The organism is Rhizobium sp. 01N424, from assembly GCF_056399485.1.
Genome location: NZ_JBFTRK010000001.1, coordinates 31,245 through 45,466 on the forward strand (window position 1 = coordinate 31,245; position 14,222 = coordinate 45,466).

Genomic DNA, 14,222 nt, shown 5'->3' on the forward strand with positions numbered 1-14,222 from the left:
ATGTTCGATACCCATAGCGTGGAAATCGAGTGGGCAGGCCGCCCGCTGAAGCTCGAAACCGGCAAGATCGCTCGTCAGGCTGATGGCGCCGTTCTCGCGACCTACGGTGAAACCGTCGTTCTCGCGACCGTTGTTTCCGCCAAGTCGCCGAAGCCGGGCCAGGATTTCTTCCCGCTCACCGTCAACTACCAGGAAAAGACCTACGCAGCCGGCAAGATCCCCGGCGGCTACTTCAAGCGCGAAGGACGTCCCTCGGAAAACGAAACGCTCGTTTCCCGCCTGATCGATCGGCCGATCCGCCCGCTCTTCCCGGAAGGCTACAAGAACGACACCCAGGTCGTCGTCACCGTCATCCAGCACGACCTTGAAAACAACCCCGACATCCTGTCGATGGTCGCCACCTCGGCAGCCCTGACGCTGTCAGGCGTTCCGTTCATGGGCCCGGTCGGCGGCGCACGCGTCGGCTACATCAACGGCGAATACGTCCTCAACCCGCATCTCGATGAAATGGAAGAGTCCGTACTCGATCTCGTCGTTGCCGGTACGCACGATGCCGTTCTGATGGTTGAATCGGAAGCCAAGGAACTCAACGAAGAAGTCATGCTCGGCGCCGTCATGTTCGGCCACCGCGGCTTCCAGCCGGTTCTCGACGCGATCATCAAGCTCGCCGAAGTTGCTGCCAAGGAACCGCGCGATTTCCAGCCGGAAGATCATTCCGAGCTCGAAGCCGAAATGCTGAAGCATTTCGAAGCCGAACTGCGCGTCGCCTACAAGAACACCCAGAAGGCTGAACGCTACGCAGCCGTCGATGCAGTCAAGGCAAAGGTCAAGGCTCACTTCTTCCCTGAAGGCGTCGAGCCGAAGTACACTGCCGAAGTCATCGGCGCGACCTTCAAGCATCTGCAGGCGAAGATCGTTCGCTGGAACATTCTCGACACCAAGAGCCGTATTGATGGTCGCGATCTATCGACCGTTCGTGCGATCGTCTCGGAAGTCGGCCTGCTGCCGCGCACCCACGGTTCGGCTCTCTTCACCCGTGGTGAAACGCAGGCGATCGTTGTTGCCACACTCGGCACCGGCGAAGACGAACAGTATGTCGACAGCCTGACCGGCATGTACAAGGAGCGCTTCCTGCTCCATTACAACTTCCCTCCCTACTCGGTTGGCGAAACCGGTCGCATGGGCTCCCCGGGCCGGCGCGAAATCGGTCACGGCAAGCTCGCATGGCGCGCTATCCGTCCGATGCTGCCGTCTGCCGAGCAGTTCCCCTACACGCTGCGCGTCGTCTCCGAGATCACCGAGTCCAACGGCTCGTCCTCGATGGCAACCGTTTGCGGCACGTCGCTCGCTCTGATGGACGCCGGCGTTCCGCTGGCTAAGCCGGTTGCCGGTATTGCCATGGGCCTGATCCTCGAAGGCGATCGCTTCGCCGTTCTCTCCGACATTCTCGGTGACGAAGATCATCTCGGCGACATGGACTTCAAGGTCGCCGGTACCGCCGACGGCATCACCTCGCTGCAGATGGACATCAAGATCGCCGGTATCACCGAAGAGATCATGAAGGTCGCTCTCGGCCAGGCACAGGGTGGCCGCACGCACATTCTCGGCGAAATGGCCAAGGCCATCACCGAGAGCCGCGGCCAGCTCGGCGAATTCGCACCGCGCATCGAAGTCATGAACATCCCGGTCGACAAGATCCGTGAAGTCATCGGCTCCGGCGGCAAGGTCATCCGCGAAATCGTCGAAAAGACCGGCGCCAAGATCAACATCGAAGACGACGGCACGGTGAAGATCGCTTCTTCGTCCGGCAAGGAAATCGAAGCGGCCCGCAAGTGGATCCACTCGATCGTTGCCGAGCCGGAAATCGGCGTCATCTACGAAGGCACGGTCGTCAAGACCGCCGACTTCGGTGCTTTCGTCAACTTCTTCGGCGCCCGTGACGGTCTCGTCCACATCTCGCAGCTCGCTTCCGAGCGCGTTGCCAAGACGCAGGACGTCGTCAAGGAAGGCCAGAAGGTCTGGGTCAAGCTCCTCGGCTTCGACGAGCGCGGCAAGGTCCGCCTGTCGATGAAGGTCGTCGATCAGGAAACCGGCCAGGAAATCCCTGCCGACAAGAAGAAGGAAGAAGCAGCCGAATAAGCTGCGCCTTTCCAGAACTTCATGGGCGCGGGACTGTTTCCGCGCCCTTTTTGTATTAGAAGACGAGATGAGCCCATGAGCCGCGAAACGCTGAAAACCCTGTTCCACCCCTTTGCCAGCGGCACTGTCGATGCGCCGGGCGAGGGGCAGCGCGTGCTGTTCCTGGGCGCCGAGGCAGGCTTTGCCTTGCCGGAGGGCTTTGCCGCCTCGCTGAGCGCCGTACAGGGCTTCCGTCCGCTATACCGGCAGCTGCAGGCACAGCGCATCGAAACCACGCCTGAGATCGAAGGCGAGGACTATGATGCGGCCCTGGTGCTCTGCAGCAAGCACAAGGGTGAGAACGAGGCGAATATCGCCGCCGCCCTGTCGCGCGTGAAATCAGGCGGCCTGATCGTCGTCGCCGGTGGCAAGGAAGACGGCATCCAGCCGCTGCGCAAGCGCATGGACGGCTTCGGTTTCGATATCGAGCACATGCCGAAATATCACGGCGTCGCCTTCTGGTTCGTCCGTCCTGACGATGTCAGCGAAGCCGTGTCAAAATTCGCCAAGGCGCCGGTTCGCGTCGACGGCCGCTTCATCGCTTCGCCGGGAATGTTCTCACATGACCGGATCGACGATGGTTCCGAGCTGCTCGCCTCGCGCCTGCCGACCGATTTCACTGGTGATGCCGCCGATTTCGGCGCCGGCTGGGGATATCTTTCCGCCGAACTCGTCGCGCATTCACCGAAGCTCGCACGCATCGACCTCTACGAGGCCAACCACGCTTCGCTGGAGGCCGCAAAGGACAATCTGGCAGAGAACTGCCCGAACGCACCGGCGCGCTTCTTCTGGCACGATCTGGCGGGCGAACCGGTCAAGGACAAGTACGACCTCGTCATCATGAACCCGCCCTTCCATGAAGGCCACGCAGCCGAGCCTTCGCTGGGCCAAGCGATGATCAAGACCGCAGCTTCGGCGCTACGCGGCGGCGGCCGCCTGCTCATCGTCGCCAATCGCGGCCTGCCTTATGAGCCGGTTCTGGCCGCCAATTTTCGGGAAAGCGGCGAAACCTGCCGCAACGCCCGCTTCAAGGTTCTCTGGGCGAAGAAATAAGCCGCGTCAGGCGGCTTCGATTTCCTTGCGGGCAGCGCTCGCAAGGAAGGCCGAGCGGGTCAGCCCGCGCTCTTTGGCGGCGGCGTCGATCGCGTCGAGCATGCCCTTTTCGAACGTCACGTTGGCACGCACGATCCGGGTCTCGTCTTCGATGAAGGGAATACGCGTCAGGAACGCGCCCGCCGCGAGCTGCTCTCGCACATCCGCACGGCTGGAAATGGTGTCGAAAGACGACGGGACGGGAAGTGTCTCGTCTTCGGCCCAAAGCCGCAATGCCTCGATCGCATTGGCGGTCAGGTCGTTTTCCTTGTCAGCGGCGGAAAACACAGACGGCAAGTCGGGGAAGCTGATCCCGAAAGCGCTGTGTTCGTCCTTGTGAACAAGAGCGATGAAATATTTCATCCGTTGATCCTCATGCCCATCCGGCTTGCTTTGCGATTGCCAACGCCGTGCCCGCCGGCAGGTCTTTCTTCGGGTGCGGCACGATGATCGTCCGGTCGCCTTTCCGGAATTTGTGATGCGATCCTTTTACGGAAACGAGCTCGAACCCATCGCGTTTGAGACGCGCAATGATCTCTCTGCTGTTTCGCTCCATGCGCGCTCCCATCCCGCAGGCAATATATGCCGCAGTGCTGGAAACAGCAAGGGCGTGCGCATCATGATGCGCACGCCCTTGAGGGTCTGATTGAAATCTGATCTTACTCGACGTCTGCCGTCCGCAGCGCATCCAGCGTCGGCATCGAGGTGATGTTGAAACCCGCGTCGACGAAATGGATTTCGCCGGTGACGCCGGCCGACATGTCAGACAGCAGGTAGAGTGCCGAATTGCCGACATGGTCGATGCTGACGGTCTTGCGCAGCGGTGCATTCTGCTGGTTCCACGACAGGATCGCGCGGGCGTCGGAAATGCCGGCGCCGGCGAGCGTGCGGATCGGGCCTGCGGAGATGGCGTTGACGCGGATGCCGCGCGGGCCGTAATCGGCCGCCAGATAGCGTACGGAGGCTTCCAGAGCCGCCTTGGCGACACCCATGACATTGTAGTTCGGGATGACGCGGGTGGAGCCGTTATAGGTCAGCGTCAGCATCGAGCCGCCGTCGGCCATCAGCGGCGCACAGCGCTTGGCGATCTCCGTGAAGGAGAAACAGGAGATCACCATCGTGCGGCTGAAATTGTCGCGCGTGGTGTCGGCGTAGAGGCCCTTCAGCTCGTTCTTGTCCGAGAAACCGATGGCATGAACGATGAAGTCCAGCTTGCCCCAGCGCTCCTTGATAGAGTCCACCACGGCATCGACCGATGCCGTGTCCTCGACATCGCAAGGTAGCACGAAATCCGAGCCGGCTTCGGCTGCGAGCGGCTTGACCCGCTTGCCGAGCGCCTCACCCTGGAAGGTGAAGGCGAGTTCGGCGCCCTGCGCCGCCAGCGCCTTCGAAATGCCCCAGGCAATCGAATGGTTGTTTGCGACGCCCATGATGAGGCCGCGCTTACCCTGCATGATTCCCGTCATGGTATTATCCGTTGTAGCGCTGGAAGACGAGCGTAGCGTTGGTGCCGCCGAAGCCGAAGGAGTTGGAAAGGGCAATGTCGATCTTGGCGTCGTCGATGCGCTTGCGAACGATCGGCACGCCGTCGAACTCGGGGTCGAGTTCCCTGATATGGGCGCTTTCGCCGATGAAGCCCGCCTGCATCATCAGCAGCGAGTAAATCGATTCCTGAACGCCGGCAGCACCCAGTGAGTGACCGGTCAGCGACTTGGTCGACTGGATATGCGGGATCTTGTCGCCGAAGACTTCGCGGATCGCGCCGATTTCCTTGCTGTCGCCAACCGGCGTCGAAGTGCCGTGCGTGTTGACGTAATCGACGCTGCCCTTCACCGTCGCCAGTGCCTGGCGCATGCAGCGGATCGCGCCTTCGCCCGACGGAGCGACCATGTCGTAGCCGTCGGAAGTCGCGCCGTAGCCGACGATTTCGGCGTAGATCTTGGCGCCGCGGGCCTTGGCATGCTCGAGTTCTTCGAGAACCAGGACGCCGGCACCACCAGCGATAACGAAGCCGTCACGGCTGACGTCATAGGCGCGCGACGCGGTATCCGGCGTGTCATTGTACTTGGAAGACATCGCGCCCATGGCGTCGAAGAGGTTCGACATCGTCCAGTCGAGGTCTTCGTGACCGCCGGCGAACATGATGTCCTGCTTGCCCCACTGGATCATTTCAGCCGCGTTGCCGATGCAATGTGCCGAGGTCGAGCAGGCCGAGGAGATCGAGTAGTTGACGCCGTGGATCTTGAACCAAGTGGCGAGCGTCGCCGAAGCCGTCGAGGACATCGCCTTCGGAACGGCAAACGGGCCGATGCGCTTCGGGCTGTTGTTCTTGATGGTGATGTCGGCCGCTTCGATGAGCGTGCGGGTGGACGGGCCGCCCGAACCCATGATGATGCCGGTGCGCTCGTTGCCACCGATATCGGCGTCTTCGAGGCCGGAATCGGCGATCGCCTGCTTCATGGCGACGTGGTTCCACATGCCGCCCTGCGACAGGAAGCGCGCCGCGCGGCGATCGACGAGTTCAGTCACGTCGATCTTGGGCGAACCCCAAACCTGGCACTTGAAGCCATGCTCGGCAAAATCGTTGGAAAACGAAATGCCGGACTTGGCTTCGCGCAGCGACGCGGTGACTTCCTGTGCGTCATTCCCGATGGAAGAAACGATACCCAGACCTGTGACAACAACCCGTCTCATGTCGATGACCTCTTCTAAAACGTCTTTGTATTTGGAGCGGTCTTGCCGCGGTTCAGGCTTTCGACAGGCCGACGCGCAGGTCGCTCGCCTGGTAGATCACTTCGCCGTCGGCTTTCAGCCAGCCATCGGCAGTGCCGAGGACGAGGCGGCCGCGCATGACGCGCTTGAAGTCGATGCCGTATTCGAGAAGCTTGGTTTCCGGACGGACCATGCCTTTGAACTTTACTTCGCCGGTGGAGAGCGCCATGCCGCGGCCGGGCTCACCGAGCCAGCCGAGGAAGAAGCCCGTCAGCTGCCACATGCCGTCAAGGCCGAGGCAACCCGGCATGATCGGGTTACCCTGGAAGTGGCAGGGGAAATACCAGTCGTCGGGGCGCACGTCATATTCGGCGCGAATGTAACCCTTGTCGAACGCTCCGCCGGTTTCGGAGATATCGGTAATGCGGTGGACCATCAGCATCGGCGGCAAGGGAAGCTGCGCATTGCCGGGGCCAAACAGCTCGCCACGGCCGCAGGACAGGATTTCCTCATAGTTGAAGCTGGATTGTCTCGTCGTCATGAAAAGTCTGGGTCCCCCGCAACGTGCTGATGGATTGAGTGTTAGTCCAAGTTCTTCGGAAAATGAAGCATAAGCATGGCTGCCTCCCATTCCGCGCCGGACCAGCGTTCTGCCTTATTTGGTGGTCGCATACAGGAAGGCCAAGGCCGCGACCAGAGCTAAATGCGCCAAAGGCCGGATTTTAAGGCATTTCCGCCCCTATTGTCCCCATTGAAACTATTGAAAGGCTTTTGCGCAAAAGTTATATGGCTTAGGAAACTTGATTGGTTGATGCTAGAATTAAACGGAGTTCTTCCTTCATGGCGGCTGAAGCCCCGATCGGTATCGAAGCGAGACTGCGCAGCGCCGGCCTTCGCCCGACGCGCCAGCGCGTTGCCCTCGGTGATCTGCTGTTCGCCAAAGGCGATCGTCACCTGACCGTCGAAGAACTGCACGAGGAAGCCGTGATGGCCGGTGTGCCGGTATCGCTGGCGACCGTCTACAATACGCTGCACCAGTTCACCGAGGCCGGCATGATCCGCGTTCTCGCGGTTGAAAGCGCCAAGACCTATTTCGATACCAACGTCTCCGATCACCATCATTTCTTTGTTGAGGGTGAAAACGACGTTCTGGATATCCCGGTCAGCAATCTGACCATCGGTAATCTGCCGGAGCCGCCTGAAGGCATGGAGATTGCCCATGTTGACGTGGTGATCCGCCTGCGCCCGAAGAGCCGCTGATCTCACATCACATCATCGGGATGCCGGCCGGGCCTGTGCTTGTAGGTCGGGAAGGTCCATCCGAACCACAGTGCGCCGCCGCGGATTGCGAAGGCTGCCGCTGCGCCGAGCGCTGATGCCGCGTAGAGCGGCACGCCGAATTCCGTCGCACCGGTAAAGACGCCGGCACCGATCAGCGCCGCAGTGATGTAGATCTCGGGACGCAGCAGAACCGACGGCTCGTTTGCCATCAGATCGCGCAGTACGCCGCCGAAGGTCGCCGTCAGTGTTCCCGTCACGATCGCGATGGTTGGGGATCCTGTCGCCGCCAATCCTTTCGCAGCGCCCATGACGCAATAGGCAGACAGCCCGATGGCATCCAGCCAGATCAGCAGCCGATAACGCGATTCCACCAGATGGGCGGTGAAAAACACCACCACGCCGGTGACGCAGCAGATGACGATATAGGCCGGGTTCAGCACCCAGAACACCGGAACGCGGCCGAGCACGATATCGCGCACCGTACCGCCGCCGATGCCGGTCACGGTCGCGAAGAACAAGAAGCCGATGAGATCAAGCTGCTTGCGTGAGGCGGCAAGCGCGCCAGTTGCCGCAAATAGCGCAATGCCTGCATAATCGAGATAGACGAGCAGCGACATCAGAAGTCCTTGGACCGGCGGATCGTGCCGAGACTGAATCACGGCGGCAAGGGCGGCGCAAGGCGGGGCGTTCAGAATGCGCGACTGTCAGTGCCCTTATCCGCCAGAAAGAGGAAAGCCGTGAAAGCGCTTCTCATCGCCGTCAATCTCGTTGCGCTGCTCGTGGTCCCGGCCGCCGCCTTCGCCCAGCAGTCGCTGCTCTCCGATCCGGAGATCTACGAGAAGAAGCACTTCACCGAGCAGTGCACCAAAGCCGAATTCGGCGAGGGCTACGTCAAGCGCCTCGATATCAACAACGATGGCCTCATCGATGCGGTCGTCAATGAAGGCGAGCTGACCTGCGACGGCGAAAAGGGGCCGCAGTGCAACGACGACGGCTGCCCCTACAATTTCTATCTCCAGGTCGCCGAAGGCGGCTACTTCATGATCGCGACGGCGCAGATCTATGGCTACGATTTCGTCCAGCGCTTCGGCAACATGGTTCTGGCCATGAAGATGCATCCACGCTTTTGCGACCGTACTGAGGGTGACCCCTGCATCGTCACGGCCCGCGTCCGCGGCACCAAGTTCGTCACCATCTCCAAGAAATAGCGGTTATCGAGGATAGAGCTCCGACGTTCGCCCCGCCAGATAATAGCCCACGAGGCCAAACCATTCGCGCACCGCGGTCGAAGTATTCTGGGCGTTGAGGCTCGGCTGGGTAAAGTCGATGCCGGGGCGGACCTCGCCGTCCGTCCGGAAATCGGTGGGCCAAGGCGTGACGTCGATGCCGAGCTTGCGGAAAATGCCGACGGACCGTGGCATGTGATATCCGGAGGTGATCAGCAGGCAGTTCGAAAGTCCGTTCTGTGCAAGCAGATCCTTGGTGTTCATCGCGTTCTCGAAGGTCGTGCGCGAAGCTGTCTCCTCCACCAGCCGCTCGCGCGGTACGCCGAACAACGGGAAAAAGCGCGTTGAGGCGGCGGCATCGCCTTCGTAGGTGCCTGAAATCGAGCCATCTCCGCCCGAAATCAGGATGCGCGACTGCGGGAATTTCTGTGCCAGTCTCAGCGCTTCTATAAAGCGGTCTGCCGCGGCACTGAATTCGATCCCGTGGCGGGCGGTGTTGACCTCGCTCTCGAAGGCACCGCCAAGCACGATCATGCATTGCAAATTGTCCGGGTCCTGTGCGGGTTTGGGGAAACGGTTTTCCAAGCCTTGCAGCAGATAATTGCCGGCCGTCGTATAAAGCGTCACGAACAGCACGACGGCGCCGAGCCCGGAGAGCAGCAGCGCGCTTTTGCGCAGTCGGAGCGACAGGGCCAGGAGCCCGAGAACGGTGAGGAAGAAGGCAACGGACAGCGGCTGGCCGAAAACCCAGACAAGCTTGGAGAAGATAAACACGAAATGCTCCCGGTATCGAACTCGGCAACATCCTATGCGATTCGGCTTCCAGGGAAACGACCGCCGTTAGCGGGACTGTCGCGTCACCGCGGTAAGCGGAAAAATCAATGTCCATTCAATTATTTAGTGGAAAGGAGGAGAGATCATCCGCAGCTGTTTCTCTGTCTCTAAGACGGCGCGCTCAATCCAGTAAAGAATTTCGGGCTGATGATTAATATTTAAGCGGAGCGCTGCGAGCCCATCAAGTATCGAGGAAAGATTTCGCTGCGTTTCATCGGCTGCGATGCTGGGCAAGGCGTCAGGCAATTCAATGTCGAATTTCATTGCGGCGATCTTGCCTCCATCGGGCGGCAAACTCTTTTTGTTTCCGGCGAAAATTACCTATCGTTACGCAGCCGTCTGTCAATCGGATCAGCCCTTAAATTGTGGCCTATCCCCCTTTGTGTTCCGCTTGGCTTGCGGCTAGTTTGAGCGCGACTCATCTCCTGAAAGCCTTTGCGGACATGTCTGCACTTGAGAATTTTGCCGAAAATTTACGGCGGCTCTGCCTCGCAAAGGCGGGCAGCATCAGCGCTGCCGCGCGCGGCATGGAAATTGGCCGCTCGCAGATCGAATCCTACCTTCAGGCTCGCCGGGCGCCGGGACGCGCTTCGGTCAAGAAAATCTGTCAGTACCTCGATGTCACCGAGGAGGAAATGTATCAGCGGCCGATCGCCGTCGATCTCGATCACGGCCGTCCTTCGGGCACGCGCGTGCTCTCTGCTGCGCGTGACGCGCTGGAGCCACTGCTCTTTGCCGATCCGGCCGCCGGGATCGCCCCAGGCCTCTACCATGCCTATATGACGATACCGAGTACGCCGGACAGCCTGCTCTGCGCGGTCGTCGTTATTGCCAAACAGGGCAATGCCACCACCTTCCGCCGGCTGACCAATCGGGCCGTCAAGAAGGGCGAATACTGGTCACGGTTCACCGGCGATCACAAGGGCATCGTCGTCGAGCGGCTGAACTGCCTGTCCTTTGCTGCCGCAAACCAGATCGGCACGCAGGAGCCGACGCTGATGCGTTTGCGCTGGCTGCCCTTCTCCGACAAGCTGCTCGGCGGCCACTCGATGATCTTTACTCCGGCCGGGCCATCATTCAGCGCCGTGGTCATGGTGCCGCTCAACAGCCGCATCAACTTGCGAACCGCACTGCGGCTCGCCAAGGTCTATCGCACGACCGATGAGGCCGTGCCCCGGATCGTCCGGGATATGATCGTTCAGCAGCGCGCCGACTTCATCTCCGCAGTCACGCGCGACCTCACCTAGTTCAGCGACAGTCCCATATCGTGGGTCGCCGCAGCCGGTTCAACGCTGACCCGGTGCGCCTCGATCAATGCCATCGATAGGAGATAGGTCAGCATCGGCTGCTTCGCGCTCCTGCTCTGTGCGATCAGCGTGTTCAGCATGTCGATGGTGTATCCACCGAGGGCATCGTCCAAAGTCAGCTCTTCTTCGGTCTGTACAGTCTTTTTAAGGCCCATTCTGCTTCTCCGGCGGTCCTACCGAATTATTCTCACATCATGATTGTCATAGTTCTCTTTTTTGGGCTACATAATTCTGTATAAAGACAAAAATAACGAATTTAATTCAGCAATTATCTGTTTTTGACTTCAATTGAAGCAATGCATCACTTTGATGTATCAAAACAATATTTCCGCATTAATTGAATATTTCTGGTTGCTGTTTCATCCTCCGGCCGCGATCAAGGGGATCGTTCATACAACCGTGGAGATGGATCATGCAGAACAAGACGAAGCCGAACCTCAAGGTAACGCCTGTTAAGGCTAAGCCGACGTTTGTCAGCCGCGGCATGATGTTCCGTATTGATTAAGTTCATAAGCGCCTGCTGCGAGCCTCGCGGCAGGCGCATCTGATTCGATGCGCTATCGCTCTTCCCGCACTCTCGTTTTTCATAACGATGGCGACGCCTTCGTCGCCTGCAACTTTCTCACCAAGGCTGTGTTCGAATGCAGCCCTGATCTCCTGGAGTTTCTGCGCGCGCTCGCCTCCTGGAGCGATCGCGCTGCGATCCGCGAGCAGGCGCCTGGTTATAGCGACGAAGAACTGGACGAGACCCTCGCCTCGCTGGTTGAGATGTCGGCGCTCATCGAGGAGGGTTCCGCCCTCCACGCGCGCGAAGAAGCCTTCTCCGAAAACTGGAAATGGGGTGTGCCGTCGGCGCTGCTGCATTTCTGCGTTCAGGACCCTGAATACATGTCGCTGAACGAGGCGGAGGATCTGCAGCGCACGACGCTTGCCACTGAGGGCGAGATCGCGCTCTACAGCCTGAACGCAGACAAGAGCGACGTCATCGCGCTGCCGCCAGCGCTTGGTGGCAACACTTTGCTGCAGTTGATGTCGCGCCGCCGGACGCAGCGCCGGGGCCTGCCGCAGGCCGTCGGCATCGGTGTGCTCTCCGAAGCGCTGTTCGCCGGTCTCGGCATTACCGGCAAGGCGCGCAATGCCGTCGTCGAATTGCCGCTGGGCATGACCCCGTCAGGCGGCGCCCGCAATCCCTATGAAGCCTATGTGTTTGCCCGGAATGTCGAAGGGCTCAAGCCCGGCATCTATCACTATTCAGCGCTGGAGCATTCGCTGGCGCGCGTCTCGGCCGTGACGCCCGCATTGTCGGATCTGGTCGGCGGCCAGGAATGGGCCGATACCATGCCCTGCATGATCGTTCTCGTCGCGCATATGGACCGGACCATGTGGAAATACAGCGATGCGAACGCCTACAGGGTGGTGATGATCGAGGCGGGACATATCGGCCAGAACATCATGCTCGCGGCGACCGCGCATGGCATGACGGCCTGCCCGACAGCAGCACTCAGCCATAGCGCGATCTGCGAATTGCTCGAAATTAGCAATCCGGCCCATGCGCCGATCTATGCCCTTACTCTGGGTTGGCCTGACGCAACGTAAAGACCAAAAAAAGTCGGTTGAATTTTGCAACTCGCGGGTTGCGATATTTGAAATACCCGGCATATTATGGTGAGCAAATCGTTTCTAAATGAGGGATCGCTCACGTGCCGGATCCAGTCGATATCCTAGTCGGTCGCAACGTAAGACAATTGCGTGCCAGACGCCGCGTTTCACAGCTGGAATTGGGTGAGGCCCTCGGCCTGACCTTCCAGCAGATTCAGAAATATGAGAAAGGCACGAACCGCGTTTCCGCGAGTAAGCTGCATCAGATCGCCCAGTTTCTGGGGGTCGAAATCTCAGCACTTTTCGAAGGTGCCGAAACCAGCCAGCCCGAGAAGATCGAGCTGAGCCCGGAGGCCTACCAGCTGGCGCTGCATTACGACAAGCTCCACTCGCCGGCAGGCAAGGAAGCGGTGAAGACTATCCTGACTTTGATGAGCAATGAGACGGCGGCGTAATCCGCCCCAATCGACCGGCGGATATGGGTCACACCGTTTCCCGGTACTTTAGCCCGCCTCACGGCGGGCTTTCTTTTTCTAGTGCCGCTCGCATTCATGCAGCGCTGTCAGCAGCTCGTCCTGCGTATGGTGGCCGGCGTGATAGAGATCGATCGCGATGCTGGCGATCGACAGTCCCTGCTGGCTGCGGAGCTTGATGTTTCGCTCTGCGCACCACGAGTAAAGCGCGCCGGCGAGGACATCGACATCATCCGCCGGAGCGGACATGGAAAGTGCTGCGGTCATGTGAAATGCCCTTTGGTTCGTTCCCCAATTCTGTGCAGAAGATTGAAGTGATTTAGAGAACTTGCAAGTCCGTTTGGGGGCCTGCGTTAATGCTCGACATATGGGCGTTTCATGCCGTCCCAAAACGGCACGGAAATGGCATCCGTGCCGCTATAGAACGCCTTTGGCCGATTATAGGACGTGTAGCGAGCGTGCCTCTACGCCGAAAAGCTGCAGCTTGTCAGCTGCTCGCTGAGCGTCCAGAGCCTTTCGGCTGCCTCGGCATCGCAGGCCCACGGCCAGACCCCGACAGGTCCCGTGTGGCCTTCCCCGACCAGTGGAGATATGTCGCAGTCCTCACAATAGACGCCGCCCAGACCGGCGAGCTTCGGGCTGGTTGCGCACCATACCGAGGTGGCCGCACCCTCTTCGACAGTCTTGAAACTGCGCTGGCTCTCTTCGCTGACGTCCATCCCGCCGTCGGCATGGCGGGTTATGCCGAAAGCCTTGAAATCGTCGTCAGTCAGATGGCGCACGAGATCCGTGATGATGGCGCCGGGGTGAAGCGAGAACGCACGGACGCCCGACACCTCGCCCCGCCTGTCGAGGCCAAGGGCAAAGAGCGCGTTGGCGGTCTTCGACTGCCCATAGGCTTTCCACTTGTCGTATTCGCCGGTCTCGAAGTTCGGATCCGTGAAATCGACAGGTGCAAAGCGGTGCCCGCGTGAGGAGACCGCCACGACCCGTGCGCCGTTCGCCTTCGCGAGCGCCGGCCAGAGGCGCGCGGTGAGCTGGAAATGTCCAAGATGGTTGGCGGAGAACTGAACCTCGTAGCCACGGCTGTCGCGCGTCAGCGGAGAGGCCATGACGCCGGCGCTGTTGATCAGCATATGCAGCGGTCTGCCGCTCGCCAGGAAGCCAGCAGCGAAACGGTCGATCGAAGCCGGATCGAGCAGGTCGAGCGGCGCAAGCTCGCCCCCTGCGATACCGGCGAGGTTGGCTTCGGCCTTGGACAGCGACCTGACCGGGACGACGACCGTTGCACCGGCTTCGCTGAGTGCCCGCGTCGTCTCGACACCGATGCCGGAATAGCCGCCGGTGACGATGGCGATCTTGCCGCCGAGGTCGATCCCGGCCAAGGCGTCTCGCGCTGTCGTCTTGCTACCGAAACCAGAATGGATAGGCTTTTGCTCTGTCGTCATTGACGAACTCCTTTTGAACCACAGCCCGGTATAAATTGCCGAAATGGGATGATCCATGTAAGAAAGTTCCGA

Annotated in this window: 18 protein-coding genes; 7 read left to right on the plus strand and 11 right to left on the minus strand. The window is 60.1% G+C overall.

The window, feature by feature from the left end:
* Both pnp and AC1DNK_RS00195 read left to right on the plus strand, forming a co-directional pair.
* Complete coding sequence (pnp, locus tag AC1DNK_RS00190) at positions 1 to 2,139, plus strand: polyribonucleotide nucleotidyltransferase (protein WP_112385019.1); 2,139 nt, start codon at positions 1 to 3, stop codon at positions 2,137 to 2,139.
* Between the two features lie 75 nt (positions 2,140 to 2,214).
* Complete coding sequence (locus tag AC1DNK_RS00195) at positions 2,215 to 3,231, plus strand: class I SAM-dependent methyltransferase (RefSeq protein WP_477938724.1); 1,017 nt, start codon at positions 2,215 to 2,217, stop codon at positions 3,229 to 3,231.
* Positions 3,232 to 3,237: 6 nt separating this feature from the next.
* On the opposite strand, the gene AC1DNK_RS00200 is transcribed toward AC1DNK_RS00195, so the two are convergent.
* From AC1DNK_RS00200 to fabA, 5 genes are all read right to left on the minus strand, one after another.
* Positions 3,238 to 3,633 carry a type II toxin-antitoxin system HicB family antitoxin gene (locus AC1DNK_RS00200; RefSeq protein ID WP_477938725.1) on the minus strand — a complete coding sequence of 132 codons (396 nt, stop codon included), beginning with the start codon at positions 3,631 to 3,633 and terminating at the stop codon, positions 3,238 to 3,240.
* A gap of 10 nt (positions 3,634 to 3,643) precedes the next feature.
* Positions 3,644 to 3,826 (minus strand): type II toxin-antitoxin system HicA family toxin, encoded by a 183-nt coding sequence (locus tag AC1DNK_RS00205; protein ID WP_477938727.1) that lies wholly within the window; start codon positions 3,824 to 3,826, stop codon positions 3,644 to 3,646.
* 103 nt (positions 3,827 to 3,929) lie between these two features.
* Complete coding sequence (gene fabI, locus AC1DNK_RS00210; RefSeq protein ID WP_112514281.1) at positions 3,930 to 4,736, minus strand: enoyl-ACP reductase FabI; 807 nt, start codon at positions 4,734 to 4,736, stop codon at positions 3,930 to 3,932.
* A 4-nt stretch (positions 4,737 to 4,740) separates the two neighbouring features.
* The gene (fabB, locus tag AC1DNK_RS00215) at positions 4,741 to 5,964 is read right to left on the minus strand and encodes a beta-ketoacyl-ACP synthase I (RefSeq protein WP_112385022.1); all 1,224 of its coding nucleotides are present in this window, start codon (positions 5,962 to 5,964) and stop codon (positions 4,741 to 4,743) included.
* A 52-nt stretch (positions 5,965 to 6,016) separates the two neighbouring features.
* On the minus strand, positions 6,017 to 6,523 hold the full coding sequence (fabA, locus tag AC1DNK_RS00220; RefSeq protein WP_112385023.1) for a 3-hydroxyacyl-[acyl-carrier-protein] dehydratase FabA: 507 nt from the start codon (positions 6,521 to 6,523) through the stop codon (positions 6,017 to 6,019).
* 299 nt (positions 6,524 to 6,822) lie between these two features.
* Between fabA and irrA the strand changes: the two genes are divergently transcribed.
* Complete coding sequence (gene irrA, locus AC1DNK_RS00225; protein ID WP_477938728.1) at positions 6,823 to 7,242, plus strand: iron response transcriptional regulator IrrA; 420 nt, start codon at positions 6,823 to 6,825, stop codon at positions 7,240 to 7,242.
* A gap of 2 nt (positions 7,243 to 7,244) precedes the next feature.
* Here irrA and AC1DNK_RS00230 read toward each other — a convergent pair whose 3' ends face one another.
* Positions 7,245 to 7,880 carry a trimeric intracellular cation channel family protein gene (locus AC1DNK_RS00230; RefSeq protein ID WP_112514278.1) on the minus strand — a complete coding sequence of 212 codons (636 nt, stop codon included), beginning with the start codon at positions 7,878 to 7,880 and terminating at the stop codon, positions 7,245 to 7,247.
* 120 nt (positions 7,881 to 8,000) lie between these two features.
* Between AC1DNK_RS00230 and AC1DNK_RS00235 the strand changes: the two genes are divergently transcribed.
* Positions 8,001 to 8,471, plus strand: a complete 471-nt coding sequence (locus AC1DNK_RS00235; protein WP_112385026.1) for a hypothetical protein — start codon at positions 8,001 to 8,003, stop codon at positions 8,469 to 8,471.
* 3 nt (positions 8,472 to 8,474) lie between these two features.
* On the opposite strand, the gene AC1DNK_RS00240 is transcribed toward AC1DNK_RS00235, so the two are convergent.
* Together AC1DNK_RS00240 and AC1DNK_RS00245 are read right to left on the minus strand one after the other, a co-directional pair.
* Positions 8,475 to 9,263, minus strand: coding sequence for a YdcF family protein (locus AC1DNK_RS00240; RefSeq protein ID WP_477938730.1), 789 nt, complete (start codon positions 9,261 to 9,263; stop codon positions 8,475 to 8,477).
* A gap of 123 nt (positions 9,264 to 9,386) precedes the next feature.
* Positions 9,387 to 9,587, minus strand: a complete 201-nt coding sequence (locus AC1DNK_RS00245) for a hypothetical protein (RefSeq protein ID WP_477938732.1) — start codon at positions 9,585 to 9,587, stop codon at positions 9,387 to 9,389.
* 179 nt (positions 9,588 to 9,766) lie between these two features.
* Between AC1DNK_RS00245 and AC1DNK_RS00250 the strand changes: the two genes are divergently transcribed.
* Positions 9,767 to 10,570: a helix-turn-helix domain-containing protein gene (locus tag AC1DNK_RS00250; RefSeq protein ID WP_112385029.1), complete on the plus strand. Its 804-nt coding sequence runs from the start codon at positions 9,767 to 9,769 to the stop codon at positions 10,568 to 10,570.
* Here AC1DNK_RS00250 and AC1DNK_RS00255 read toward each other — a convergent pair.
* Positions 10,567 to 10,785: a hypothetical protein gene (locus AC1DNK_RS00255; protein ID WP_112385030.1), complete on the minus strand. Its 219-nt coding sequence runs from the start codon at positions 10,783 to 10,785 to the stop codon at positions 10,567 to 10,569. The two genes, AC1DNK_RS00250 and AC1DNK_RS00255, sit on opposite strands and share 4 nt — an antisense overlap.
* 397 nt (positions 10,786 to 11,182) lie before the next feature.
* Here AC1DNK_RS00255 and AC1DNK_RS00260 point away from each other — a divergent pair, with 397 nt between their 5' ends.
* Complete coding sequence (locus AC1DNK_RS00260; RefSeq protein WP_477938733.1) at positions 11,183 to 12,226, plus strand: SagB/ThcOx family dehydrogenase; 1,044 nt, start codon at positions 11,183 to 11,185, stop codon at positions 12,224 to 12,226.
* Between the two features lie 104 nt (positions 12,227 to 12,330).
* Positions 12,331 to 12,684: a helix-turn-helix domain-containing protein gene (locus AC1DNK_RS00265; RefSeq protein ID WP_112385032.1), complete on the plus strand. Its 354-nt coding sequence runs from the start codon at positions 12,331 to 12,333 to the stop codon at positions 12,682 to 12,684.
* A gap of 78 nt (positions 12,685 to 12,762) precedes the next feature.
* Here AC1DNK_RS00265 and AC1DNK_RS00270 read toward each other — a convergent pair whose 3' ends face one another.
* Positions 12,763 to 12,969, minus strand: coding sequence for a hypothetical protein (locus AC1DNK_RS00270; protein WP_112385033.1), 207 nt, complete (start codon positions 12,967 to 12,969; stop codon positions 12,763 to 12,765).
* A gap of 197 nt (positions 12,970 to 13,166) precedes the next feature.
* Positions 13,167 to 14,150, minus strand: a complete 984-nt coding sequence (locus AC1DNK_RS00275; protein ID WP_477938734.1) for an oxidoreductase — start codon at positions 14,148 to 14,150, stop codon at positions 13,167 to 13,169.
* Positions 14,151 to 14,222: the final 72 nt, after the last annotated feature.

What these genes read in the sequence shown, in the direction of transcription:
- pnp (WP_112385019.1), top strand. Translation starts at nt 1, where the DNA reads ATGTTCGATACCCATAGCGTGGAAATCGAGTGGGCAGGCCGCCCGCTG.
- AC1DNK_RS00195 (WP_477938724.1), top strand. Translation starts at nt 2,215, where the DNA reads ATGAGCCGCGAAACGCTGAAAACCCTGTTCCACCCCTTTGCCAGCGGC.
- AC1DNK_RS00200 (WP_477938725.1), bottom strand. Translation starts at nt 3,633, where the DNA reads ATGAAATATTTCATCGCTCTTGTTCACAAGGACGAACACAGCGCTTTC.
- AC1DNK_RS00205 (WP_477938727.1), bottom strand. Translation starts at nt 3,826, where the DNA reads ATGGAGCGAAACAGCAGAGAGATCATTGCGCGTCTCAAACGCGATGGG.
- fabI (WP_112514281.1), bottom strand. Translation starts at nt 4,736, where the DNA reads ATGACGGGAATCATGCAGGGTAAGCGCGGCCTCATCATGGGCGTCGCA.
- fabB (WP_112385022.1), bottom strand. Translation starts at nt 5,964, where the DNA reads ATGAGACGGGTTGTTGTCACAGGTCTGGGTATCGTTTCTTCCATCGGG.
- fabA (WP_112385023.1), bottom strand. Translation starts at nt 6,523, where the DNA reads ATGACGACGAGACAATCCAGCTTCAACTATGAGGAAATCCTGTCCTGC.
- irrA (WP_477938728.1), top strand. Translation starts at nt 6,823, where the DNA reads ATGGCGGCTGAAGCCCCGATCGGTATCGAAGCGAGACTGCGCAGCGCC.
- AC1DNK_RS00230 (WP_112514278.1), bottom strand. Translation starts at nt 7,880, where the DNA reads ATGTCGCTGCTCGTCTATCTCGATTATGCAGGCATTGCGCTATTTGCG.
- AC1DNK_RS00245 (WP_477938732.1), bottom strand. Translation starts at nt 9,587, where the DNA reads ATGAAATTCGACATTGAATTGCCTGACGCCTTGCCCAGCATCGCAGCC.
- AC1DNK_RS00250 (WP_112385029.1), top strand. Translation starts at nt 9,767, where the DNA reads ATGTCTGCACTTGAGAATTTTGCCGAAAATTTACGGCGGCTCTGCCTC.
- AC1DNK_RS00255 (WP_112385030.1), bottom strand. Translation starts at nt 10,785, where the DNA reads ATGGGCCTTAAAAAGACTGTACAGACCGAAGAAGAGCTGACTTTGGAC.
- AC1DNK_RS00260 (WP_477938733.1), top strand. Translation starts at nt 11,183, where the DNA reads ATGCGCTATCGCTCTTCCCGCACTCTCGTTTTTCATAACGATGGCGAC.
- AC1DNK_RS00270 (WP_112385033.1), bottom strand. Translation starts at nt 12,969, where the DNA reads ATGACCGCAGCACTTTCCATGTCCGCTCCGGCGGATGATGTCGATGTC.
- AC1DNK_RS00275 (WP_477938734.1), bottom strand. Translation starts at nt 14,150, where the DNA reads ATGACGACAGAGCAAAAGCCTATCCATTCTGGTTTCGGTAGCAAGACG.